This window comes from Actinoplanes sp. NPDC049598 (assembly GCF_040675435.1).
Classification (GTDB): domain Bacteria; phylum Actinomycetota; class Actinomycetes; order Mycobacteriales; family Micromonosporaceae; genus Actinoplanes.
Genome location: NZ_JBFAOX010000040.1, coordinates 39,650 through 62,345 on the forward strand (window position 1 = coordinate 39,650; position 22,696 = coordinate 62,345).

A 22,696-nucleotide genomic window follows, 5' to 3' on the forward strand; every position below is an offset into this window, starting at 1 on the left:
GGCCGTGCCGGACACGCCAGAGATCGCCGACCGTCGACACGCTGTCTGTGTCGTCGGGGCCGGCGCCAGCGGGCTCACCGCGATCAAGAACCTGCGCGAGCAGGGCTTCGAGGTCGACTGCTACGAGCGGGAGACGGCCGTCGGCGGGGCCTGGAACTGGCGGCACGACCGCAGCCCGGTCTACGCCGGCACCCACGTGATCTCGTCGCGGCCGCTCACCGAGTTCCCCGACTTCCCGATGCCGGACACCTGGCCCGACTACCCGCACCACAGCCAGGTGCTGTCCTATTTGGAGCGCTACGCCGAGCACTTCGGGCTGACCGGCGACGTCTGGTTCGGCACCGAGGTCGTCCGAGCGGTCCCGGTCGGCGACGGGCGCTGGGACGTCACGACCCGGTCGACCGGTGGCGGCTCGGAGGAGCGGATCCAGCGGTACGCGGGTCTGGTCGTGGCCAACGGTCACAACTGGTCCCCGGCCCGGCCCGAGATCCCGGGCGACTTCCGCGGCCAGGTGATCCACTCGGCCCAGTACAAGGACCCGGCCCAGCTGCGCGGCAAGCGGGTGCTGGTGATCGGCGGCGGGAACACCGGCTGCGACATCGCCGTCGAGGCGGCCCAGCAGGCCGCGACCGTCTGGCACTCGACCCGGCGCGGCTACTGGTACGCGCCGAAATACCTCCTCGGCCGGCCCGCCGACCAGATCAACGACCGCTTGCTGCGGTTCAAAGTGCCTCTGGCCGTACGTCAGTGGCTGTACCGCCGCGCGCTGGCGCTCACGACCGGCGACCTGACGCGGTACGGCCTGCCGGCGCCCGACCACAAGCCGTACGAGAGCCACCCGCTGATCAACAGCCAGCTGCCGTACTACCTGGGCCACGGCCGGATCACGCCGGTGGCCGACGTGGCCGCCTACGACGGCAAGGCGGTCGAGCTGGCCGACGGCACGCGCGTCGAACCCGACCTGGTGATCACGGCGACCGGCTACCAACCACGCTTCGACTTCCTCGACCCGGAGCTGATCGACACGGACCCCGACGGGCGCCCCGACCTGCACCTGCACGCCTTCGCCCGTAAGCACCCGACGCTCGCCGTGGTCGGCCTGCTCCAGCCCGACTCGGGTCTGCTGCCGCTGGCCCACTGGCAGGCCGTCGCCGTGGCCCGCTGGCTCCGGCTGCGCCTGGAGGACCCGGCCCGGGCCGCCGCCGTGCAGCAGAAGGAGTCGGCCCGCCCGCTGGCGTCGTGGTCGCGCCGCCGCGTCGTCCCGGCCCGCCGCCACTGGTTCGAGGTCGACCACCTCGACTACCTCCGGGCCGTCGACGGCCTGCTGCGCGAGATGGAGCCCGCGTGATGGAGTTCGGCCCGATCCGCCTCATCGACTGGACCTCCCCCGTGCTCCCGCACGCCCGCGAGGTCACGTCTCGCCTCCCCGAGGGCGACGAAGGCGGTAAATCGGTAGATATCCTTTTTGTGCCGGGAGTTGGCGACGGGCGTGGCCTGTGGGGCCGCCGCGCGGCCCGGGCCGGGCGCGCGCAGAAGGCGGTTGGGCGCCGGGGCGCGGCCGCGCGCGGGGAAATCGGGGCCGGGCGCGGGAGCGAGGTCGCGCGCGGGGAAATCGGGGCCGGGCGCGGGAGCGAGGTCGCGCGCGGGGAAATCGGGGTCGGGCGCGGGAGCGAGGTCGCGCGCGGGGAAATCGGGGCCGGGCGTGGAGGCGAGGCTGCGGGCGGGGAAAGCAGGGCCAGCCGCCGGGGTGCGACCGCGCGTGCGGCGATGAAGAGCGGGCGCGGCGCGGCGAAAGCTGGCGGCGAGGTCGGTGCGTTTGTTGAGCACTGGTTGCCGCATGCGGCGGGGCGTGGCTATGCGGCTCACGTGCTGGCGCCGCGGCCGGGTGGGGATCTGCGGCAGCATGTGCATGACGTGGTTCAGGTGGCGGTGTCGTTGCCGCGGCGGGTGGTGCTGGTCGGGCATGGGGGCGGGGCGCGCGTGGTCGCGTACGCCCTGGGTCGTTATCCGGCGGCAGCCGGGGTGTTGATCTGCCCGGTCGTGAAGGACAAGACGGTGCCGCGGGCGGTGGGGCGGCCGAGCGTGCTGGTGGCCGGGAGCCCGGACGATCGGGTGGTGCCGCGGGCGGCGCTGGATCGGGTGGCCGGGCTCTACGGGGTGGCGCCGCTGCTCTTCCCGGGCATGGACCACGACTTGATGGTCGACGCCAACTGGGCCGAGCCGATCGACGCCGTCCTGGACTGGCTGGAGAAGGAGAGCGTGGTCAGGTAGTCCTGCGCCCAGGCGTGGATGTCGTGGACGGTCAGGTAGTGGCGCATGGCGGCCATCCGCCGGGCCAGATCGGCCGGGTCGGCGCTCATCGCCTGCAGCAACGTCTCCTTGAGTCCGTCCACGTCGTGCGGGTTGACCTGGAACGCGTCCTCCAGCTCGGCCGCCGCCCCGGCGAACTCGCTGAGCACCAGGGCGCCGGTGTCGTCGCGCCGGGCCGCCACGAACTCCTTGGCCACCAGGTTCATCCCGTCGCGCAGCGGCGTCACCACCATGACGTCGGCGGTCTGGTAGAGCGCGGCCAGGTCGGCCCGGTCGAACGGCTGGTTCAGGTAGTGGATGGCCGGCTCACCGACCCGGCCGTATTCGCCGTTGATCCGCCCGACCTCGCGCTCGATCCGGTCGCGCAGCGCCCGGTAGGTCTCCACCCGCTCCCGGCTCGGCACGGCCACCTGCACCATCACCGTGTCGCGGACCTTGACCCGGCCGTCGCGCAGCAGCTCCGAGTACGCGGTGAGACGGTGCTCGATGCCCTTGGTGTAGTCGAGCCGGTCGACGCTGAGCAGCACCTTCTTCGGTGAGCCGAGGTCGTGGCGCAGCTTCTTGGCCTGACTGATGACGTACGGGCGCGCGGACAGCGACCGCATCTCGGCCACGTCGATCGACACCGGGAACGCTCCGGTGCGTACCACCCGGTCGTCCAGGATGATCGCGTCGTCCTCGCCTTCCGCCCCGAGCAGTTTCGTCGCCAGCTGGGCCACGTTGTGGGCCGCCTGCGGCCGTTGGAAGCCGACGAGGTCGGCCCCGAGCATGCCGCGCAGCAGCTCGACCCGGCGGGGGAGCTGCATGAACAGCTCCGGCGGCGGGAACGGCACGTGCATGAAGAACCCGATCAGCAGGTCGGGCCGCAGCTCCCGCAGCAGTTGCGGCACGAGCTGCAGGTGGTAGTCCTGCACCCAGACGGTCGCGCCGGGCTCGGCCACCTCGGCCGCGGCCTCGGCGAAGCGCCGGTTGACCGCGCGGTACGTCTCCCACCAGCCGCGGTCGAAGACGGGCGGCTCGACCGCGTCGTGGTAGAGCGGCCACAGGGTGGTGTTGGCGAAGCCCTCGTAGTAGCCGCGGGTCTCGTCCTCGTCGAGGGCCACCGGCTGGAGCCGCAGCGTGCCGAGGTCGGCCGGCGGGCGTCCCTGGCCGACCGTCCCGTCCCAGCCGACCCAGGTCGCCGGGGTCTGCTGGAGGATCGCGTGCAGCGCCCCGGCCAGGCCGCCCGGACTTCGGCGCCATTCGCACGCCCCGTCCGGGGCCGCGCTGTCATCGAGCGGAAGACGGTTGGCGACGACGACCAGCGAGCTCTGGCACATCACCGAAGGTTACCGGACGATTACCGTCGATCTATAGTGACGGTGGTTTATACAACAGCGCCGTCGTCGTAGTCGTCCTCGTCGTCGTCCCCCGAGCGCAGCCGCCAGACCAGCATCACGGCGCCGGCGACGATGGCCGCGAAGCCGAGCAGCGTCACGTAGTCGCGGTCGATCGGCAGCAGTCGCGGGAACAGGAAGAGCACGAAGCCGATGACCACGCCGAGCACGCCGAACACCGCGTACTTCGAGATCTTCGGCAGGGGCGGGGGCGGCGGCGGGGTGTACCGCTCGTCCTCGTCGTCGTCATCCGGGTTGTCCGGCAGGTCGCCCAGGCCGTCGAGCACCGCATCGGGATCGGGCTGATCGGTGCGCCGGCGGTTGAGCGAGACGCCGGAGAAGTCGGCCGCCGACTGCAGCCCGCCCAGGCGGGGCGGCTCCTTGGTCTTCTCGATGCCCTCGGCCTCGGGCCAGGGCGCCGCGGTCGGATCGACGGTCGTGTGGAAGCCGGCCACGATCTTGGCCCACTCCGCCTCGATGTCCGGCTCACGGGTGGGGTCCTCGGGCGGGGTGGGCAGCGCGCCCCCGGTCACCTTGTGCACATGCTCGCGAGCCGTTTCGAGGTGGACCCGGTCGACGAAGAGCCGGTCGGTGGGCCGGGCCGGCAGCGTGGTGGCGCGCAGGATCGGATTGAGATCGGCCGTGGGCTGGAGGTACGCCGCGATGCCGCCGGCCGCCAGCACGTCGAGAAGGTGTTCACCGACGCGCGGATCCACGTCGCCCGCGGCCGCGTAGTCGGCCGCGTCGAGCCCGTTGTCCCGCCGCCCCCGGCGAGCGCCACCCGCTGTCAATCTGCACACTCCTCCGCCCGACCGTGCCTTGAATGGTGACACGACATGGACCGGTTGCGGGAGTGCGTTGTGGCGCGCCGTCCCGCTTCGTACGCTTCCTCTGCGCCGGATGTCGCCGGATGTCCAGGACGTCCAGGAAAGGACACCGTGTTCTACTGGCTCCTCAAGTACGTGGTTCTCGGGCCGCTGCTCAAGTTGCTCTTCCGCCCCGACGTGCGCGGACTGTCCCAGCTGCCCCGCGAGGGGCCGGTGATCCTGGCCTGCAACCACCTGTCGTTCTCCGACTCGATCTTCACACCCCTGATGGTGGATCGCAGGGTGACCTTCGTCGCGAAAGCCGAATACTTCACCGGCAAGGGGATCAAAGGCTGGCTCATGCGGCAGTTCTTCGCGGGCACGGGGACGATCCCGGTCGACCGTTCCGGTGGGAAGGCCGCCCAGGCGGCCCTGGAGACCCTGCTGCGGGTGCTGCGTGAGGGCGGGGTGGCCGGCATCTATCCCGAGGGCACCCGCTCGCCCGACGGCCGGCTCTACCGCGGTAAGACCGGGGTGGCCCGGCTCGCCCTGGAGAGCGGCGCCCTGGTGGTGCCGGTGGCGCTGCTCAACACCGACGAGATCCAGCCCACCGGCAAGCTCATCCCCAAGATCACCCGGGTTCGGATGCGCTTCGGCGCCCCGCTCGACTTCTCCCGCTACGCCGCCTCGAAGGGCGACCGCTTCGTCGAACGAGCCGTCACCGACGAGATCATGTACGAGATCCGAGCCCTGGCCGGCCGCGAGTACGTAGACGTCTACGCGGCCAGTCTCAAGACCTCAATCGAGGCCCCGAGCGCGACCAGCCAGCTCACCCACCTACCCCACCATCCCGGCGCGGCGTCGTAGGGCCGCGAGGTCGGTGACGACGATGCGGCGGCCCTCGGTGCGCAGCCAGCCGCGGCTGGCGAACGAGCCGATGGCCTGGTTGACGCTCTGCCGGGAGCCGCCGGCCATCTCGGCCAGCTGACTCTGGTTGAGCTCGATCGTGATCATCGGGGCCTGGCTCTCGCCGGCCAGCCGGACCAGCGTCTTGGCCACCCGGCCGGGCAGGTCGAGGAAGACGTGGTCGGTGTTCTGCTCGGTGAGCCGGCGGATCAGCGCGCCGACCGACCGCATGACGGCGTCGAGGATCCGCGGGTTGGAGTGCACGAGATCCATGAACGCGGACCGGGACAGCGTCAGCGCCTGGCAGTCCTCGATCGCCTCGGCCGAGGTGCTCCGGGTCGACGCGTCCAGAAGGGACACTTCACCCAGTACGCCCGGGGGCCGCACCACGGTCAGCACGGCGCGCTCGCCGGTCGGCGCGGTGCGGAAGATCGCCACCGCCCCGCGGCGCAGAATGATCAGTGACTCGCCCGGGTCGTTCTCGACGAAGAGGATCTGTCCTTTGCGGTACGTCCGGGGCACAGCGGTGGCGATCACCCGCTGCCGGACGTCCGGCTCGAGCCCGGCGAACATGTCGACGCCGGTCAGCGCGTCGCCGTTGTCCGGCATGCGATTGTCCACGGCGTCATCCCTCCCCCGGTGGGACCGCGTGTGTTGCGAGCGGCCGGTCGCGCCGCCCCCCGGCGCGAACGATCACTCTTAGCACAGAGGCACCCACCGGCGCCATTTCTGCGCACGTGTGGCCGCGAGCGCCTCATAGGATCATTCCGTGCCGGTCGCTATCTGTAAACCTCTCAATTGCGAACGGTGAACGAGTGCTCTCGTTCGGAAGCCCGGGACGGGCTGTCCGTCGGTTTTTAGTCATGTGCGCCGATAATCCCGCCGTGCCGGATCACGAGCTTCTTGAATCGACCCTGCGGGAGCAGTGGCATCTCCTCCCCGGCGAGATGACCGCCCTCCCGGACGTGCTCATGTCACACGGATGGGAGGTGACCGCCGGTTCCGAGCGGTATGTCGTCCGGCTCAGCGAGGCCTGCAGCCGCCAGCCGGTCGAGGCCGGCCTGGCCGCCGCCGAGCACCTGCGCGGCCACGGCATCGCGGCCGGGGAGCCCGTGCGGACCCTGGCCGGCGGTCTCACCGCGCAGACGGCCGACGGCGCGCTGTCCGTGCTGCGCCGGGTGCCCGGCCGTCACCTCGACGGCGGTGACCCGATCGACCAGCAGTTCTGGGGCGACCGCCTGGGTGTCGTGCACCGGGCCCTGCAGGGTTTCCACCACCCCGGCCTGCGGCCGTGGCAGCTCCTCGACCCGGAGGCGGCCCATCTGGCCGTCGATCCCGGGCTGCGCGACGCGATCACCGAGGCGGTCACCGCGGCCACGCGGCTGACGGTCACCGACCGTCTGACGTACGGGGTGCTGCACGGCGACCCGGCGCCCGGCGTCTTCGTGGTCGATCCCGGCACGGGCCGGGCCGGGCTGCTCGACTGCGGCGCCGGCGGCCTGGGCCCGCTCGTCTACGACGTGGCCGCCGCCGTCGCGTACGCCGGGGGACCGGACCACGCGACCGACCTGATCGACGGCTACGTCGCGGCCGGCCCGGTCGGGGCGGATGAGCTGCACGCCGTACTGCCGGTGTTGTTGAGGCTGCGCTGGGCCGTCCTGGCCGACCGGGCCGCCCGCCTGGGCCTCCCGGAACCCCTCCGGAGGGCAAAAGCGGCCCTGGACGCCACGCCGGGATGATCGTGGGGGAGGATGATCAGGAAGAGCCTTTAGTCGATCTAAGGGCGGTGGAGGGGAGGTCGGATGGGGTCCTATCGCTATTTCTATGACTGCGAGTTCATCGAGGACGGGCGCACCATCGACCTGGTCTCGATCGGCGTGGTCGACGAGTTCGGTCGCGAGTTCTACGCGATCAGCACGGAGTTCGACGACACCAAGGCGATCCCGTGGGTCCGCCGCAACGTCCTCGACAAGCTCCCCTCACCTTCGGACAAGGCGTGGCGCTCCCGCGAGCGGATCCGCGACGACCTGTACGCGTTCCTGGCCGAGCCGGTCCGCGGCCGCGACGAGCAGATCGAGCTGTGGGCCTGGTTCGCCGCGTACGACCACGTCGCGCTGGCCCAGCTCTGGGGGGCCATGCCGGCCCTGCCCCGCGACATCCCGCGCTTCACCAAGGACCTGCGCCAGCTCTGGGACGACAAGGGCCGCCCGCACCTGCCCTCGATGTCCGGCCGGCACGACGCCCTGGTCGACGCCCGGCACAATCTGGCCCGCTGGCGGGCCATGGGTGGTTGAGCGCCGCTCATCGGGGAATGGCCACAGCCATGACTGACAACGAGCAGGAGCAGCGCGAGAAGGTCAAGCAGATGGTGGCGGACGCCCGGATCTGCATGCTGACCACCATGACGGCCGACGGCAAGCACGTGAGCCGCCCGATGGCCCTGCAGGACGTCGAGTTCGACGGCGACCTCTGGTTCTTCACCTACTCCGACGCCGACCTGGTCACCGAGATCGGTCTGCACCCGCAGGTGAACGTCGCGTTCAGTGACCAGAAGCAGAACAACTGGATCTCCATCTCGGGCGCGGCCGAGCGTACGGACAACCCGGAGAAGGCGAAGGAACTGTGGAACCCGGCGCTGAAAGCGTGGTTCCCGGACGGGCTCGAGACGCCGACGCTTACGCTGGTCAAGGTGCACGCGGACACCGCCGAGTACTGGGCCGCGGCGCACAGTTCGAAGGTTGTCACCATGCTCGGCTACGCCAAGGCGGCCGTAACCGGAAAGACCCCGGACGCGGGGGAGAACGAAACCGTCAAGCTGTAGCGGGGCGCTTCGGGGCGCTGTGAGCCGGACCGCTAAAGTTCGGCTTGCGGCCCGCCCCGGGCCCGGCAACGCTGCCGATCACTCGCTCCCTGGGGCTTCGACGGGCTAGAGCCATCTCGTACCTGAGATCAGTGGAGGACGAGCATCATGCGTATCGGCGTGCTCACCGGCGGCGGCGACTGCCCCGGTCTCAACGCGGTGATCCGGGCGGTGGTCCGCAAGGGCGTCGCCGCGTACGGTCACGAGTTCGTCGGGTTCCGCGACGGCTGGAAGGGCCCGCTCGAGGGTCTGACGAAGCCGCTCGGCATCGCCGAGGTCCGCGGCATCCTGCCGCGCGGCGGCACCATCCTGGGCTCCTCGCGCACCAACCCGTTCAAGATCGAGGGCGGCGTCGAGAAGATCAAGGCGAACCTGGCCGAGCAGGGCGTGGACGCGCTCGTGGCGATCGGCGGCGAGGACACCCTCGGCGTCGCCACCAAGCTCAACGACCTGGGCGTCAACGTCGTGGGCGTGCCCAAGACGATCGACAACGACCTCAACGCGACCGACTTCACCTTCGGGTTCGACACCGCGGTCAACATCGCCATGGAGGCGATCGACCGGCTGCACACCACGGCCGAGTCGCACCACCGCACCCTGGTCGTCGAGGTCATGGGCCGGCACGCCGGCTGGATCGCCCTGCACGCCGGCCTGGCCGGTGGCGCCAACGTGATCCTGCTGCCCGAGCGCCCGTTCGACGTCGACCAGGTCGCGACGTACGTGACCAAGCGCTTCGAGGTCGAGTACGCGCCGATCGTGGTCGTCTCCGAGGGCGCCCAGCCGCTCGACGGCCAGATGTCGCTGCAGAGCAAGGAGCTCGACTCGTTCGGCCACGTCCGCCTCGGCGGCATCGGCCAGTGGCTGGCCGAGCAGCTGGAGGAGAAGACCGGCAAGGAGGCGCGCACCGTCGTCCTCGGTCACATCCAGCGCGGTGGCACCCCGACGGCGTTCGACCGGGTCCTCGCGACCCGTTTCGGCCTGCAGGCGATCGACGCCGTCAACGAGGGCGACTTCGGTAAGATGATGGCGCTGCGGGGCACCGACATCGTGCGCGTGCCGCTGATCGAGGGCACCGGCGAGCTCAAGACCGTTCCGCTGTCGCGGTACGAAGAGGCCGAGGTCTTCTTCGGTAGCTGAGCTACGACTTGTCGGAGGGCGGCCGGGAGGCCGCCCTCCTTCTTTCTGCGAGGGGCGGGGAATGACCAAGCAAACGGTGGCCGTCATCGGGGCGGGCAAGCTCGGCGAGCTGGTCCTCTCCGGCCTGCTGCGCTCCGGCTGGCCGGCCCAGCAGCTGCTGGCCACGACCCGCCGCCCGGAGCGGGCGTCCGAGCTGGCCGACCGGTACGGCATCCGCCCGGTGCTCAACCTGACCGCCGTGACCCAGGCCGACGTGCTGCTGATCGCGGTCAAGCCGCAGGACGCGGGCAAGCTGCTGGACGACTTCGGCTCCAAGGTGCCGCCGGAGAAGCTCGTCGTGTCGCTCTGCGCCGGCCTGCCGACCAGCTTCTTCGCCGACCGGCTGCCCGGCGGCATCCCGATCGTGCGGGTCATGACCAACACCCCGGCGCTGGTCGATCAGGCGATGACCGTGATCTCCCCGGGTCCGTACGCGACGGTGGAGCACCTGACCGTCGTCGAGGAGATCTTCCGGCCGCTCGGCCGCACGCTGCGGGTGCCCGAGTCCCAGCAGGACGCGGTCACCGCGCTCTCCGGCTCCGGCCCGGCCTACTTCTACCTGCTGGTCGAGGCCATGATCGACGCCGGCATCCTGCTCGGCCTGCCCCGCCAGGTGGCGCACGAGCTGGTCGTGCAGACCGCGATCGGCTCGGCCACCATGCTGCGCGACTCCGGCGAGCACCCGGTCAAGCTGCGCGAGGCGGTCACCTCGCCGGCCGGCACGACCATCTCGGCCATCCGCGAGCTCGAGATCCACGGCGTACGGGCCGCGTTCCTCACCGCCCTCGAGGCGGCGCGGGACCGCGCCCGCGCCATCGCCACGGATATGTCTAGTACCAAATAGCGATCTTGGAGCCGTTGTTCTCCTCGGGGGGCGACGGGTGGCTCAGGGCGGTTCCGGTGGCCATCCGGTGGGCCGACCAGGCGACCGCGGCCGCGTCCAGAATGTCGTCCGGCGGGGCCTGACCGGCCGGGCCGATCGCGTCGGGCAGCACGATCCCGTTGCGGGCGAGCAGCTCGCGCCGGCGGGCCTGACCGGTCCACGTCTTCTTGGCGTACTGCAGGGGCTCGCCCGCCATGGTGCGGAACGAGACCTCGGGGTGGGCCTCGAAGAGCAGGCCGGGGTGCCGCTCCCAGATCGCGTTGGCCTCGAGCAGCTTGGGCCGCAGGGCCCAGGACTGCCGGCTGAGCCCGGCCCCGGTCAGCTCCCGGCAGAGCCGGTTGGCCGCGGCGAAGTCGGCCTCCTGCCAGACCGCCCGCGGCGGCACCCGGAAGACGCTGCCGCGGCGGGGCCCGAGCTGGTCGGCGGCGAGGGTGTCGGCCGCGCGCCAGGTGTCGGGCAGCATGCCGAGCGGAATGTCCACCCCGATCACCGAGGCGCCGGAGCTGCCGGCGACTATCTCGTACAGCGTGGAGGCCAGCACGGCGCGGCCGAAGGCCCCGTCGCGGAGTTCGACCCCGACCCAGCCGAGGGCGTACGCATCGACGCCTATTACTCGTACGGTCATCGGCGGCGTGCGGGCTCGAGGGCTTCGACGTCGAAGATGGTCATGCCCGAAGACTACGCGTTGTGTCCATTGGTGTGCACCCCGTAGCGGTCCGCACCGCAAAGTTAAGCCTTTGCGTAATCCCGTCACCTCATCTTGACGAGTGTGAATGCATGTGACTACCGTCTCCTTCACTGAACTTTCAGGAAAGTTTCCTAAGCGTTCGACGAGGAGACAGAAGTGCAGAAATCCCTCCGTCGCGCCACCCTGGTGTCGGCGATCGTGGTGGTCGCGGCGACCGCCACGGTCCCGGCGACCCAGGCGTCGGCCGCTGCGGCCTGTGCCCCCGCCTGGTCCTCCACCGCCACTTACGTCAAGGACAACGTCGCTTCGCAGAGCGGACACAACTACACCGCCAAGTGGTGGACGCAGAACGAGTCCCCGGCCACCCACAGCGGACAGTGGGACGTCTGGATCGACAACGGTGTCTGTGGCGGCACCACGCCCCCCACCACCCCGCCGACGACCCCGCCGACGACCCCGCCGACGACTCCACCCACGACGCCCCCGACGACGCCGCCCACCACGACGCCTCCGGGCACCAGTGGCAAGAACGTCGTCGGCTACTTCGCGCAGTGGGGTGTCTACCAGCGCCAGTACTTCGTCAAGAACCTGGTCACCTCGGGTTCGGCGGCCAAGCTGTCGCACATCCTCTACGCGTTCGGCAACACCACCGGCGGGCAGTGCACGATCGGTGACTCCTACGCCGACTACGACATGGCGTACACCGCGGCCAACAGCGTCGACGGCGTGGCCGACACCTGGGACGCCGGCGCCCTGCGCGGCTCGTTCAACCAGCTGCGCAAGCTCAAGAAGCAGTACCCGAACATCAAGATCATCTGGTCGTTCGGCGGCTGGACCTGGTCCGGCGGCTTCACCCAGGCCGCGGCCAACCCGACCGCGTTCGCCAACTCCTGCTACAACCTGATCAAGGACCCGCGCTGGTCGGACGTCTTCGACGGCATCGACATCGACTGGGAGTACCCGAACGCCTGCGGCCTGAGCTGCGACGCGTCCGGCCCGGCGGCGTACAACAACGTGATCACCGCGCTGCGCAACAAGTTCGGCTCGAGCTTCCTGATCACCTCGGCCATCACGGCCGACGGCTCCAACGGCGGCAAGCTGGACGTGGCCGACTACGCGTCGGGCATCTCGAAGCTGAACCTGGTCTTCCCGATGACCTACGACTACTTCGGCGCCTTCGCCCCGCAGGGCCCGACTGCCCCGCACTCGCCGCTGACCTCGTACACCGGCATCCCGCAGGCCGGCTTCTACTCGGACGCGGCGATCCAGAAGCTGAAGAGCAAGGGTGTCCCGGCCAACAAGATCCTGCTCGGCATCGGCTTCTACGGCCGCGGCTGGACGGGCGTCACCCAGGCCACCCCGGGCGGTACGGCGACCGGCGCGGCCCCGGGCACCTACGAGGCCGGTATCGAGGACTACAAGGTCCTCAAGAACAGCTGCCCGTCGACCGGAACCGTGGCCGGCACGGCGTACGCCAAGTGCGGCAGCAACTGGTGGAGCTACGACACCCCGTCGACCATCGCCGGGAAGATGGCCTACGTGAAGAACCAGGGGCTGGCCGGCGCCTTCTTCTGGGAGTTCTCGGGCGACACCAGCAACGGTGAGCTGATCACCAGCATCAAGAACAACCTCTGAGCAGCACCGCGTCTCATCTCCTCAGGTGAGAAGAGGGGCACCGGCCGCAAGGTCGGTGCCCCTCACTCGTAGGCTTTCCACATGCGCCGTGAGTGGCATCAGCTTTCGTACCCCGGAGTCGGCAACACGGCTCTGCAGACCTCCCGCCCCTCGACCGACTCCGCCGAGGACGCGGCGCTCGGCCTCGACGTCTGGCGCGGCCTGCCCCGCGTACAGGTGCCGCCGTGGGAGGACCCGGCCGAGGTCGCCTCGGTCTGCGAGGTCCTCGACGTCGTCCCGTCGATCGTCGCCCCCTACGAGGTCGACCAGCTGCGGGTCAAGCTGGCCGAGGTCTGCGAGGGCCGGGCGTTCCTGCTGCAGGGCGGCGACTGCGCCGAGACGTTCGCCGACAACACCGAGAGCCACCTGCTGGCCAACGCGCGCACCCTGCTGCAGATGGCGGTCGTGCTCACCTACGGCGCGTCCATGCCGGTGGTCAAGGTGGCCCGGGTCGCCGGGCAGTACACCAAGCCCCGCTCGTCGGCCACCGACTCGCTCGGCCTGCCCGCGTACCGCGGCGACCTGATCAACTCGCTCGACGCCAACGAGGCCGCGCGCCGGGCCGACCCGCAGCGCATGATCCGGGCGTACGCCAACTCGGCCGCCGCGATGAACATGCTCCGGGCGTACCTCGCGGGCGGCCTGGCCGACCTGCACGGCCTGCACGACTGGAACAAGGACTTCGTCCGGGCCTCGCCGGCGGGCGAGCGCTACGAGGCCATCGCCCGCGAGATCGACCGGGCCCTCGACTTCATCCGGGCCTGCGGCATGACCGACAACGAGGCCCTGCGCACGGTCAGCCTGTACTGCTCGCACGAGGCGCTGGCCCTCGAGTACGACCGCGCCCTGACCCGCGTGAGCGACGGACGGGCGTACGGCCTCAGCGGTCATTTCCTCTGGGTGGGGGAGCGGACCCGGCAGCTGGACCACGCGCACATCGACTTCATCAGCCGGATCGCCAACCCGATCGGGGTCAAGCTCGGCCCCGGCACCTCGCCCGACACCGCGCTCGAGCTGTGCGAGAAGCTCAACCCGGAGAACATCCCGGGCCGGCTCACGCTGATCAGCCGGATGGGCAACGGCAAGGTCCGCGACGCACTGCCGCCGATCGTCGAGAAGGTCACCGCGGCCGGGGCCAAGGTCGTCTGGCAGTGCGACCCGATGCACGGCAACACCCACGAGTCCTCGAACGGCTACAAGACCCGGCACTTCGACCGGATCGTGGACGAGGTGCTCGGCTACTTCGAGGTCCACCGCGGCCTCAGCACCCACCCGGGCGGCATCCACATCGAGCTGACCGGCGAGGACGTCACGGAATGCCTGGGCGGCGCGCAGGGCATCGAAGATCTTGATTTGCCGGACCGGTACGAGACGGCCTGCGACCCTCGATTGAACACCCAGCAGAGCCTCGAGCTCGCGTTCCTCGTTGCGGAGATGCTTCGTGGTTGACCTACGTTCTGACACCGTCACCAAGCCGACCGCGGAGATGCGGCAGGCCATGGCGTACGCCGAGGTCGGTGACGACGTCTTCGCCGACGACCCGACCGTCAACGACCTCGAAGCTCACGTGGCCTCGATGTTCGGGCACGAGGCGGCGCTGTTCGCGCCCAGCGGCACGATGGCCAACCAGATCGCGCTGCAGCTGCACGTGCCGCCGGGCGGCGAGCTGCTGGCCGGGGCGGACGCGCACGTCGTCACCTACGAGCTCGGCGCGGCCGCCGCGATCGGGGGCATCTCGTCGCGGACCTGGCCCTCGGTCGGCGCCGACCTCGACGTCGACCAGATCGCCTCGATGATCCGTCCGGCCGGCTACCCGTCCGTGCCGACGCGGGCCATCGCCGTCGAGCAGACCCACAATCTTGGTGGCGGCACCGTCGTGCCGCTCGACACTTTGCGCGCTCTTCGCGATTTGTCGGAGAAATCGGGCGTCGGGCTGCACTGCGACGGGGCGCGGATCTGGCACGCGCACGTAGCCGACGAGGTGCCGCTCGCTTCCTATGGCGCGGTCTTCGACACTCTGTCGGTGTGCCTCTCCAAGGGCCTCGGCGCCCCGGTCGGCTCGCTGATCGTCGGTTCGCGGGAGCGGATCACCCAGGCCCGCGTCATCCGCAAGCGGATGGGTGGCGGCATGCGCCAGGTCGGCATCCTCGCCGCCGCGGGCCGCTACGCCCTGGACAACCACATCGCCCGGCTGGCCGACGACCACGCCCGCGCCCGCCGGCTGGCCGACGCCCTGGCCCCCTTCGGCGTGGTCGACCCGTCCCGCGTCCGCACCAACCTGGTGATGCTGGACCTGTCGAAGACCCCGCTGGACGCCCCGGCCCTGGCCGCCCGCGCCGCCGAGCGCAACGTCCTGATCTCCCCGATGCTCCCGAGCATCGCCCGCCTGATCACCCACCTCGACGTCGACGACGCCGGCGTCGACCAGGCCATCGAGGTCCTGACCGACATCCTGTCGCACTGACAGTTCGCTCCGGGCCGAACGATCGGCGCGATCTGATGGGGCCATGACCGACACCCCCGAGACCGACGACCGCCACCCGGCGGACGTGGTCACCGCGATGATCGACGCCTGTCTCACGCGGGCCGCCACCTGGCCCGCGTGGGACGGCATCCCCCGTCCCGCCGACGACCGCGTCTACACCCCGCACAAGGCGATCCGGCGCATCACCGACCACCTGATCGACCACCTGGCCGAGATCGAGGCCCGCCTCGCGGGCGCCCCCACGATCCCCGACCACTGGCACGCCTCGGCCATCACCACCCCGGCCGACCTGGCCCCGTTCACCACCGAGGACCTCGACGAGGCCCGCAGCCGCCTGACCCGCCTGGCCCAGCTCTACAACCTGCGCCTGCGCGCCGCGCCCCCGTCCGCCCTCGACCACCGCGACGGCGACGCCTGGTCACCCCGGCAGATCGCCTTCCACCTCGAGGGCTCGCTGTACTACGCCGACGCCGTCGGCTTCCTCGCTCAGCCGGCCGACGATGTTCTTCAAACTCCCAAGTAGTTGCGCAGCGCGTCGTCGATGCGGGACAGCGTGGTCCGAGAAAGCCGGCCCACGCGCGCGCCGACATTGTCGGGGACGACCGGGCGCAATCTGGTCACGTCGATGGTGCCGCGTACGGGGTCGGCCGAAGCCGTGAGGTAGCGCGTCGAGGGTTGTACGGCGCTGCAGAAACGATGGCGATGCGAGCGCGGGCTTTGCCGATCGTGTACTCGTAGACGTCACCACGGGTCACGCGGCATCGAGGTCGTGCCGGTTGATGGCGTCGAGAGCGGCTAGAACTTCTTGATCGTCCGGGGGCAGGGCGGCCTCCCAGTCGGCGATCACGTCGACGTCGCCTCGTGCTGCCTCATGGCGGATCGCGCGATCGAGCCAGCGGCCGACATCGAGCCCTTCAGCGTTCGCGGCGGGAGGCTCCGAGGAGCCTCCCGCCGCGTGTGCTGATCAGGAGTTGATGGCGCCGATCACTGCCGTGTTGGTGGTGCCGCGGGCGGCGCGTTCTCCGGCGGCCATCGCCTGTTCGGGGGTGGCGCCGCGGGCCATCGCCTTGGCCACGGCTTCGTTGCGCCGCTGTTCGATCTGCTCGCTGCGCTTCTTCTTGAACCAGCTCCAGATGGACATGTCCTTGATCTTCCCGGCCTGGGTTGCGCGGAAACCCGGCCTTGGCGTCCGCGCACCCCCGAGTTCCGCTCCGATCCATGGCTGCGGAATGCTCAAGATCCGGAGCGCGCGGCCGAAGGTCTGGGGCAACGACCGCGAGCATGGGGGTTGGCATTGGGCGGGACTGCCGTGCGTCTCCCGGCGCGGAGCGACCTCGAGACTGAGCTGACGGCGCTGGTGGGTGCGGTCTACGCGAGCCACGACGGGCTGGCCGGGCGGGCGCTGGAGCTGGAGCAGGCCGCCCTCGCGGCCGGGGACCGGCAGTATGCCGCGCTGGCCCGGCTGGTGGTGGCCGACGTGGACAACCGGGGTGGGCGACAGGATCAGGGCATTCAGGTGGCGGAGGCCGAGCTGCGGGCGACCCAGGACCGGCTTGTGGTGGCCAAGGCGCACGCGGTCATCGCCGGTGGGCTGTGGCGGCTGGGGGACAACGCCGAGGCGGTCAAGCATGCGTACGAGGCGGACCGGCTGCTCACCGAGGGTGACCCGCTCGGCCTGCGGGTGGATCACGCGGTGATCCTGGCCGCACAGGTCAACGATCAGCGGCTGGGGCGGGTCTCGCACGAGGAGTACCGGGTCGCGCAGCGGCTGGCCGACCGGCTCGGCCAGCCTGACTTGATCATCGCCAACCTGAACAACTGGGCCTGGTCCTGCTACCGGGAGAACGACCAGGTCACCGCGTTGCGGCTGATTCGGCAGATGGAGGAGCACAGCGCCCGGGTCGGCCACCCGATGAACACCTCCAGCGCCGACACTGTGGCCCGGGTGCTGATGGCCGACGGGCAGACCGGGCGGGCCACCCGGATCCTCGAGGACGCCCTGACCCACGCGCCGTCCACCGACGTCGACGCCGTACCGGCCTGTCTGATCACTTTTGCCGAGATCAAGCGGGCCGAGGGGGACGTGCCGGGCGCGCTGACCCTGCTCGAGCAGTGCCGGGAGCTGACCCGGCGCGACGGTGTGCCCGAGATGGACGCGATCGCCCTGCAGCTGCTCGCCACCTGCCACGCCGACCTGGGCAACTTCGAGAGCGCCTACCGGGAGATGGTCGAGTTCCACCAGGCCTGGACGGTGCGCCGCTCGCAGCAGACCGAGGCGCTGACCTCGGTCACCCAGGCCCGCTTCGCCATCGACGAGGCCCGCCGGGACCGGGAACGCTTCCGCGAGCTGGCCGAGCGGGACGCGCTGACCGGCCTGTGGAACCGGCGCCGATCCGACGAGCACCTGGCCGGCGTGCTGACCGTGCCGGCGGCCGAGCGGCCCCCGGCCAGCGTGGCCATCCTCGACCTGGACCACTTCAAGCGGGTCAACGACACCTTCTCGCACGAGGCGGGCGACAGCGTGCTGCGGCGGGTCAGCGACATGCTGCGGGGCATCGTCGAGCCGATCGGCCACGCCGCCCGGCACGGCGGCGAGGAGTTCGTGCTGCACCTGGAGACCGACCCGGCCCGGGCCCTGGACATCTGCGAGCGGCTGCGGGCCGCGGTGGAGAGCCACGACTGGTCCGAGATCGCCCCCGGCCTGCGCGTGACGACCAGCATCGGCCTGGCCACGCTGCGCCCGGACGACGACGCCCGCACCGTGCTGGCCCGGGCCGACGCCCACCTCTACGCGGCCAAGGAAGGCGGCCGCAATCAGGTCCGCGTGGCCTAAGAAGAAGGGGCCTGAGAAGAGGCGGCCTGGGCGAAGCCCCGGATGACCGGATGCGGGTCGGTGCCGTCCCCGTACAGCTCGGGCTGGAAGAGCGTGCAGAGGAAGAACGGGTGCCCGGCCAGCTCGGCCACCCGCACCTCGCCGTCGTCGTCGGCGCCGGAGAAGCGCATGCCGTGCGAGCGCAGCGTCTCGACGTAGCCGGGCGCGATGCCGTAGCTGCAGTGGTAGCGCTCGATGGTCCGGGACGTGCCCAGCAGCGACTCGATCAGCGAGCCCGGAGTCAGGTTGACCGCCGCCTCGTGCCCGGCCAGCGAGCACGACAGTTCCGCGATCAACGCGTCCTCGGTGTCGCCGTCGTTCTCCGCGTGCCCGGCCTTGTCGAGACCGCACACCTCCCGCGCGAACTCGAGCATGGCGTGCTGGAAGCCGCCGCAGGTGCCGAGGAACGGGATGCCCTCGGTACGGGCGACGCGGGCGGCGGTGACGGCGCCGGCCTCACTTCGGTACGGGCTGCCGGGCATCAGCCAGATCCCGGCGTATCCGCGGAGCACACCGGGATCGACCGCCTCCGGTGTCGGAACCCAGTAGGCATCGAGGTCCACCGGCAACGCGTCGACGATCATCGGGATCCGGGAGTGCGCCCGCACCGCCGGCGACCGGTCCCCGACCAGGGCAATCGAAATCATGACCCCATCCTCGGCCCCGGCCGGAATCAGGTCCAACGATCGTCGCTGACGTCGGCATTAGCATCGCTGATATGGATCCCCACCTGCTGCGGACCTTCCTGGCGGTCGCCGAGACCGGATCGTTCAGCGTGGCGGCGGAACGGCTCCGCTACACCCAGTCGGCCGTCTCGCAACAGATGGCCGCGCTCGAGGCCGACCTGGGCACGCCGCTGCTGACCCGGCGCCCGGTCGCGCTGACCGCGGCGGGGGAGCGGCTTCGTCACCACGCCGCGCTGCTCCTGGTCCGCTTGGAGGCGGCCCGGGCCGACGTCACCCGGGTCGTCGCCCCGCCGGGCCGGCTGATCGTGGCTCTCACCCCGCTGGCCTGGCACCCGGCGCTGGCCGGCGCGCTGGCCCGGCTGCGAGCCGAATCGGCGCGGCTGACCGCCCGCGTGCGCCTGACCGGCCGGGATCAGGTGGTGCAGGAGGTGGCCGCCGGCCGGGCCGATCTGGGCCTGGTCGACGGGTTCACGGCGCCGAGCGACCCCCTACGGCTGCCCGACGCGGGCGCCGCACGGGCGATCGGGGTGACGGAGAGCCCGGCGGTGGTGGCGGTGGCCGCCGATCATCCGCTCGCGCGCCGGCGCGCGGTGGAGCTGGGTGACCTGGCCGACGCGTACTGGATCGACGCCCCGGAGGTTGCCCCGTTCGCCCGCCTGCCGGTCGACGGGCCGCGGCCGGGCCTGCGCTACGACGGCGCCGATGTGGCGGTGCTGGCCGGTCTGGTCGCGGCCGGGCACGGCGTGGCCGTGCTGCCGTCGGAGGTGGTGGGCGCTCACGAAGGGCTGGCCGCGGTTCCGATCACCGCGCCGCGGCTGGTGCACCGGGTGGAGTTGCTGCGCATCCCCGATCAGGTGGCCGGGGGTGAGGCCGCCGGGCGGCTCGCCGTGCTGCTCGGCGGGGCGCCTCGTACCCTGGTGCGGTGACTGATCTCGACGAGACTTCCGTGCAGCCCGATGTCATCGCTACCCACTACCTGACCAGCATCGACGAGGTGACCGAGCACCTGCGGGCGGCCAACCAGCTCGGCCTCGGCGTGCGGGTGAGCAGCTACCTGGAGGAGGACGGCGAGGAGCTGGCCGAGCGCTGGGAGTTCGAGTTGCTCACCGCGTCGCCGGTCAGCTCGGCCGAGGAGCCGGCGTCCGAAGAGTCTTGAGCAGGGCGATGTCCGCCGCGTGACCCTCGTGGTCGACCGTGGGCGTCTCGACGATCACCGGGACGCCCTCGGTCGCCGGGTGGGCCATCAGCTCGGCGAAGGCGGCCGTGCCGATCTTCCCGGCGCCGATCGTCTCGTGGCGGTCGCGGGTGGAGCCGCAGTCGTCCTTCGAGTCGTTGGCGTGGATGAGCTGCAGACGCTCGCGGCCCACGGTGGCGACCAGCGCGTCCAGCGTCTCGGTCATGCCGCCCGGGGTGGCCAGGTCGTGGCCGGCGGCCCAGGCGTGACAGGTGTCGAAGCAGACGCCCAGCCACTCGTGATGCTCGACCGCCTCCAGGTAGCGGCCCAGATCCTGCACCTTGGAGGCGAGGCTGCGGCCGCCGCCCGCGCTGGGCTCGACCAGCAGGTGGGGCAGGCCCTCGGCCGCCGCCCGGTCCAGCAGCGGCAGCAGAGCCTCGTGGAGCTGGTGGAACGCCTTGTCGTCGTGGGCGGGGTCGACCGAGCTCCCGGCGTGGAAGACGACGGCCGTCGCGCCGATCGCCCGGCCCCGGTCGAGCGCGTGCGCGAGCACGCCGACCGAGCGCTCCACCGTCAGCTCGGTCGGCGAGCCGAGATTCACCAGCAGAGAGGCGTGGATGTACGCGGGCACGCCGCGCTCGCCACAACCGTCGCGGAACAGGGTGTCCTGCTTGGGGTCGCCTCCGGGCAGCGCCCAGCCCCGCGAGTTGGAGACGTACACCTGCAGGGTCTCCGACCCGGCGGCGTCGACATACGGGAGGGCGGCCTTGGCCAGCCCTCCCGACGTCTTGGTGTGTGAACCGATACGGCGGTTTAGAAGCACTGGATCCTTACTTCACTGCCGGGCGCGACCTGCGTGTTGCCGCCCGGCTGCTGGCTGCGGACGAAGGCTTCGGCGTTGAAGTCGATATGGACGTTGAGGCCCATGCCCTTCAGCGTCGCCTCGGCCTGCCGGCACGGCTGGTTGGTCAGGTCAGGGACGGTGACCAGCGGCGGGCCCTTGCTCACGTCGAGCGTGACCACGTCGTCGCGGGCCGAGCCGGTGCCCGGCTTGGGGGTCTGCGCGATGACGGTGTCCTTGGGCTGGTCGCTGTCCTTGTACCGCTCCTGGGCCTGCAGGCCCAGGCCGGCCAGCTCGTTGCGGACGTCGTTGATGTTCTTGCCGACCAGGTCGGGCACCTGGATCGGAGCCTTGCCGTCGCTGGTCACCACGGTGACCGTGTCGCCGCGCTTGAGCTCCGTGCCGCTCTTGGGGTCGGACGAGATGACCGCGCCCTCGGGAACGGTGTCGCTGTACTGGTGACCGCCCTTTTTGATCTTCAACCCGAGCTGCTCGAGCTCGCCCTGGGCCGCGGTCAGCTCCAGGCCGGCCAGGTCGGGCACGGAGAAGCGCTCCTTGCCCAGCGACAGGGTCAGCGTGATGGCGCCGCCCCGGACGATCCGCTCGCCGGCCGCCGGGTCCTGGTTGACCACGGTGTCCTTGGCGACGGTCTCGTTGAACTGGCCGTCGGCGTAGAACAGCTCGAAGCCGTTCTGCTCGGCGAACAGCTCGGCCTGGGCCTTGGTCATGTTCACCATGGCCGGGGCGTCGCTGTAGCGGCCCAGGAAGACCCACCACGTGCTGCCGACGACGACCAGCACCATCACGGCGATGGCGGCCGACAGGAAGATCTTGCGCCGGTCGGGCCCGCTCTTCTGCGAGCGCGAACGGGGGACGCGACCGGCCGTGTACTCCTGGCCGCGGGCCGGCGGGGCGGCCTGGCCGGGCAGGCGGGCCCACGGGGGCCGCTCGGCCACGGCGGGCACCACGGTCGTCGCGTCGGCCATGGCGCCGCGCGAGGCCGGGACCTGGCGCAGCAGCGCGGTCTCCACGTTGGCCGCGCCCAGGTCGTCGCGCACGGTCTGCACCTCGGCCAGCAGCGCGCCGGCGTCGGTCGGCCGGGCGCCCGGGTCGCGCCGGGTGGCCCGGGCCACCACGTCGTCGAGCACCGAGGGCAGGCCCTTGACCACGCTGGACGGCTTGGGCACGTCGTTGTCGACGTGCTCCCAGGCCACCGCGACCGGGTCGTCACCGTCGAACGGCACCTTGCCGGTGAGCATCTCGAACAGCACGATGCCGGCCGAGTAGACATCCGTGCGGGCGTCGGCGTGGCCGTCGGTGACCAGCTCGGGGGCGACGTAGGCCACCGTCGCCATCAGTTGGCCGGAGTCGTCGGCGCTGCTCGCCTCGACCGCGCGGGCCAGCCCGAAGTCGGCCACCTTGACCACGGCGTCGACCAGGTTGCCGACTCCGCCGCTCGGGGCCTCGGCGACCAGCACGTTTTCCGGCTTCACGTCGCGGTGCACCAGCCCGGCCCGATGGGCGGCGGCGATCGCGGCGAGCATCTGCTCGAGGATCGCCAGCGCCTCGACCGGGTTGAGCCGGCGCCGCTGGGTGAGCAGGTCGCGCAGGGTGCGACCCTGCACATACTCCATGACGAGGTAGGGCAGGCCCTGGTGGCGCCCCTGATCGTAGACAGCGACGATGTTGGGGTGGGTGAGCCTGGCGATCGTCTTGGCCTCGTCGGTGAAGCGATCCACGAAGTGCACGTTGGTCGCCTGCGACGGGTGAATGATCTTCAAAGCGACGGTGCGCTCGAGTCGTTCGTCGGTGGCCGTGTAGACGGTCGCCATGCCACCACGGGCCACGCGACCGGTGATTCGGTAGCGGCCGTCAATCGTCGTGCCGATCAACGTGTCGGCGACTGTGGTGTCCATCGGCGTGAAGTGTATGTGTCTTTCGCGTGAGGGCGGTCCAGGA

22 protein-coding genes and 1 pseudogene are annotated in these 22,696 nt (G+C 71.0%); 15 read left to right on the plus strand and 8 right to left on the minus strand.

Going from position 1 to position 22,696, the window contains the following annotated elements:
* Positions 1–4 precede the first annotated feature (4 nt).
* Together AB0J66_RS46480 and AB0J66_RS46485 are read left to right on the plus strand one after the other, a co-directional pair.
* Positions 5–1,348: an NAD(P)-binding domain-containing protein gene (locus tag AB0J66_RS46480; protein ID WP_364674966.1), complete on the plus strand. Its 1,344-nt coding sequence runs from the start codon at positions 5–7 to the stop codon at positions 1,346–1,348.
* 464 nt (positions 1,349–1,812) lie between these two features.
* Positions 1,813–2,256: pseudogene (locus tag AB0J66_RS46485) on the plus strand (alpha/beta hydrolase); the annotation flags it as partial.
* Here AB0J66_RS46485 and AB0J66_RS46490 read toward each other — a convergent pair.
* Positions 2,151–3,629 (minus strand): trehalose-6-phosphate synthase, encoded by a 1,479-nt coding sequence (locus tag AB0J66_RS46490; protein WP_364674969.1) that lies wholly within the window; start codon positions 3,627–3,629, stop codon positions 2,151–2,153. The pseudogene AB0J66_RS46485 and the gene AB0J66_RS46490 sit on opposite strands and share 106 nt — an antisense overlap.
* 47 nt (positions 3,630–3,676) lie before the next feature.
* A complete protein-coding gene (locus tag AB0J66_RS46495) occupies positions 3,677–4,477 on the minus strand; it encodes a DUF308 domain-containing protein (RefSeq protein WP_364674971.1) in 801 nt (266 codons plus the stop codon).
* 147 nt (positions 4,478–4,624) lie between these two features.
* Between AB0J66_RS46495 and AB0J66_RS46500 the strand changes: the two genes are divergently transcribed.
* Positions 4,625–5,359 carry a lysophospholipid acyltransferase family protein gene (locus AB0J66_RS46500; protein ID WP_364674973.1) on the plus strand — a complete coding sequence of 245 codons (735 nt, stop codon included), beginning with the start codon at positions 4,625–4,627 and terminating at the stop codon, positions 5,357–5,359.
* Here AB0J66_RS46500 and AB0J66_RS46505 read toward each other — a convergent pair.
* Complete coding sequence (locus tag AB0J66_RS46505; RefSeq protein WP_364674975.1) at positions 5,330–6,019, minus strand: Crp/Fnr family transcriptional regulator; 690 nt, start codon at positions 6,017–6,019, stop codon at positions 5,330–5,332. The two genes, AB0J66_RS46500 and AB0J66_RS46505, sit on opposite strands and share 30 nt — an antisense overlap.
* A 263-nt stretch (positions 6,020–6,282) precedes the next feature.
* Here AB0J66_RS46505 and AB0J66_RS46510 point away from each other — a divergent pair, with 263 nt between their 5' ends.
* The 5 genes from AB0J66_RS46510 to proC all read left to right on the plus strand — a co-directional run bounded on the left by AB0J66_RS46510 (position 6,283) and on the right by proC (position 10,278).
* Positions 6,283–7,137 (plus strand): phosphotransferase, encoded by an 855-nt coding sequence (locus tag AB0J66_RS46510; protein ID WP_364674977.1) that lies wholly within the window; start codon positions 6,283–6,285, stop codon positions 7,135–7,137.
* 63 nt (positions 7,138–7,200) lie between these two features.
* A complete protein-coding gene (locus tag AB0J66_RS46515; RefSeq protein WP_364674980.1) occupies positions 7,201–7,692 on the plus strand; it encodes a polyadenylate-specific 3'-exoribonuclease AS in 492 nt (163 codons plus the stop codon).
* Positions 7,693–7,721: 29 nt separating this feature from the next.
* Positions 7,722–8,219, plus strand: a complete 498-nt coding sequence (locus AB0J66_RS46520) for a pyridoxamine 5'-phosphate oxidase family protein (protein ID WP_364674981.1) — start codon at positions 7,722–7,724, stop codon at positions 8,217–8,219.
* A gap of 147 nt (positions 8,220–8,366) precedes the next feature.
* A complete protein-coding gene (locus AB0J66_RS46525; RefSeq protein WP_364674984.1) occupies positions 8,367–9,395 on the plus strand; it encodes a 6-phosphofructokinase in 1,029 nt (342 codons plus the stop codon).
* 61 nt (positions 9,396–9,456) lie between these two features.
* Positions 9,457–10,278: a pyrroline-5-carboxylate reductase gene (gene proC / locus AB0J66_RS46530; RefSeq protein ID WP_364674987.1), complete on the plus strand. Its 822-nt coding sequence runs from the start codon at positions 9,457–9,459 to the stop codon at positions 10,276–10,278.
* Here proC and AB0J66_RS46535 read toward each other — a convergent pair.
* Positions 10,265–10,942, minus strand: coding sequence for a DUF429 domain-containing protein (locus AB0J66_RS46535; RefSeq protein WP_364674990.1), 678 nt, complete (start codon positions 10,940–10,942; stop codon positions 10,265–10,267). The genes proC and AB0J66_RS46535 overlap by 14 nt on opposite strands.
* A 219-nt stretch (positions 10,943–11,161) precedes the next feature.
* Here AB0J66_RS46535 and AB0J66_RS46540 point away from each other — a divergent pair, with 219 nt between their 5' ends.
* The 4 genes from AB0J66_RS46540 to AB0J66_RS46555 all read left to right on the plus strand — a co-directional run bounded on the left by AB0J66_RS46540 (position 11,162) and on the right by AB0J66_RS46555 (position 15,687).
* On the plus strand, positions 11,162–12,640 hold the full coding sequence (locus AB0J66_RS46540; RefSeq protein WP_364674993.1) for a glycosyl hydrolase family 18 protein: 1,479 nt from the start codon (positions 11,162–11,164) through the stop codon (positions 12,638–12,640).
* 81 nt (positions 12,641–12,721) lie between these two features.
* Positions 12,722–14,128: a class II 3-deoxy-7-phosphoheptulonate synthase gene (locus AB0J66_RS46545; RefSeq protein WP_364674995.1), complete on the plus strand. Its 1,407-nt coding sequence runs from the start codon at positions 12,722–12,724 to the stop codon at positions 14,126–14,128.
* A complete protein-coding gene (locus AB0J66_RS46550) occupies positions 14,121–15,143 on the plus strand; it encodes a GntG family PLP-dependent aldolase (RefSeq protein WP_364674997.1) in 1,023 nt (340 codons plus the stop codon). The genes AB0J66_RS46545 and AB0J66_RS46550 overlap by 8 nt, the downstream gene beginning before the upstream one ends.
* 43 nt (positions 15,144–15,186) lie before the next feature.
* Positions 15,187–15,687, plus strand: coding sequence for a hypothetical protein (locus AB0J66_RS46555; protein WP_364675000.1), 501 nt, complete (start codon positions 15,187–15,189; stop codon positions 15,685–15,687).
* Positions 15,688–16,128: 441 nt separating this feature from the next.
* Here AB0J66_RS46555 and AB0J66_RS46560 read toward each other — a convergent pair whose 3' ends face one another.
* Positions 16,129–16,434 (minus strand): hypothetical protein, encoded by a 306-nt coding sequence (locus AB0J66_RS46560; protein ID WP_364675002.1) that lies wholly within the window; start codon positions 16,432–16,434, stop codon positions 16,129–16,131.
* A gap of 39 nt (positions 16,435–16,473) precedes the next feature.
* On the opposite strand from AB0J66_RS46560, the gene AB0J66_RS46565 reads away from it, so the two are divergent.
* Positions 16,474–17,997 carry a diguanylate cyclase gene (locus AB0J66_RS46565; RefSeq protein WP_364675005.1) on the plus strand — a complete coding sequence of 508 codons (1,524 nt, stop codon included), beginning with the start codon at positions 16,474–16,476 and terminating at the stop codon, positions 17,995–17,997.
* Here AB0J66_RS46565 and AB0J66_RS46570 read toward each other — a convergent pair.
* Positions 17,994–18,683, minus strand: coding sequence for a hypothetical protein (locus AB0J66_RS46570; protein WP_364675008.1), 690 nt, complete (start codon positions 18,681–18,683; stop codon positions 17,994–17,996). The genes AB0J66_RS46565 and AB0J66_RS46570 overlap by 4 nt on opposite strands.
* Before the next feature lie 71 nt (positions 18,684–18,754).
* On the opposite strand from AB0J66_RS46570, the gene AB0J66_RS46575 reads away from it, so the two are divergent.
* Complete coding sequence (locus AB0J66_RS46575; RefSeq protein WP_364675010.1) at positions 18,755–19,648, plus strand: LysR family transcriptional regulator; 894 nt, start codon at positions 18,755–18,757, stop codon at positions 19,646–19,648.
* A complete protein-coding gene (locus AB0J66_RS46580) occupies positions 19,645–19,878 on the plus strand; it encodes a hypothetical protein (RefSeq protein ID WP_364675013.1) in 234 nt (77 codons plus the stop codon). The genes AB0J66_RS46575 and AB0J66_RS46580 overlap by 4 nt, the downstream gene beginning before the upstream one ends.
* On the opposite strand, the gene AB0J66_RS46585 is transcribed toward AB0J66_RS46580, so the two are convergent.
* Together AB0J66_RS46585 and pknB are read right to left on the minus strand one after the other, a co-directional pair.
* On the minus strand, positions 19,841–20,719 hold the full coding sequence (locus AB0J66_RS46585; RefSeq protein WP_364675016.1) for a deoxyribonuclease IV: 879 nt from the start codon (positions 20,717–20,719) through the stop codon (positions 19,841–19,843). The genes AB0J66_RS46580 and AB0J66_RS46585 overlap by 38 nt on opposite strands.
* Positions 20,710–22,653, minus strand: coding sequence for a Stk1 family PASTA domain-containing Ser/Thr kinase (gene pknB, locus AB0J66_RS46590; protein WP_364675019.1), 1,944 nt, complete (start codon positions 22,651–22,653; stop codon positions 20,710–20,712). Before pknB ends, AB0J66_RS46585 begins: the two co-directional genes overlap by 10 nt.
* Between the last annotated feature and the right edge of the window lie 43 nt (positions 22,654–22,696).

Coding starts and splice junctions, on each gene's coding strand:
- proC (WP_364674987.1), top strand. CDS start 9,457: ATGACCAAGCAAACGGTGGCCGTCATCGGGGCGGGCAAGCTCGGCGAG.
- pknB (WP_364675019.1), bottom strand. CDS start 22,653: ATGGACACCACAGTCGCCGACACGTTGATCGGCACGACGATTGACGGC.
- AB0J66_RS46545 (WP_364674995.1), top strand. CDS start 12,722: ATGCGCCGTGAGTGGCATCAGCTTTCGTACCCCGGAGTCGGCAACACG.
- AB0J66_RS46555 (WP_364675000.1), top strand. CDS start 15,187: ATGACCGACACCCCCGAGACCGACGACCGCCACCCGGCGGACGTGGTC.
- AB0J66_RS46520 (WP_364674981.1), top strand. CDS start 7,722: ATGACTGACAACGAGCAGGAGCAGCGCGAGAAGGTCAAGCAGATGGTG.
- AB0J66_RS46525 (WP_364674984.1), top strand. CDS start 8,367: ATGCGTATCGGCGTGCTCACCGGCGGCGGCGACTGCCCCGGTCTCAAC.
- AB0J66_RS46535 (WP_364674990.1), bottom strand. CDS start 10,942: ATGACCGTACGAGTAATAGGCGTCGATGCGTACGCCCTCGGCTGGGTC.
- AB0J66_RS46570 (WP_364675008.1), bottom strand. CDS start 18,683: ATGATTTCGATTGCCCTGGTCGGGGACCGGTCGCCGGCGGTGCGGGCG.
- AB0J66_RS46515 (WP_364674980.1), top strand. CDS start 7,201: ATGGGGTCCTATCGCTATTTCTATGACTGCGAGTTCATCGAGGACGGG.
- AB0J66_RS46490 (WP_364674969.1), bottom strand. CDS start 3,629: ATGTGCCAGAGCTCGCTGGTCGTCGTCGCCAACCGTCTTCCGCTCGAT.
- AB0J66_RS46575 (WP_364675010.1), top strand. CDS start 18,755: ATGGATCCCCACCTGCTGCGGACCTTCCTGGCGGTCGCCGAGACCGGA.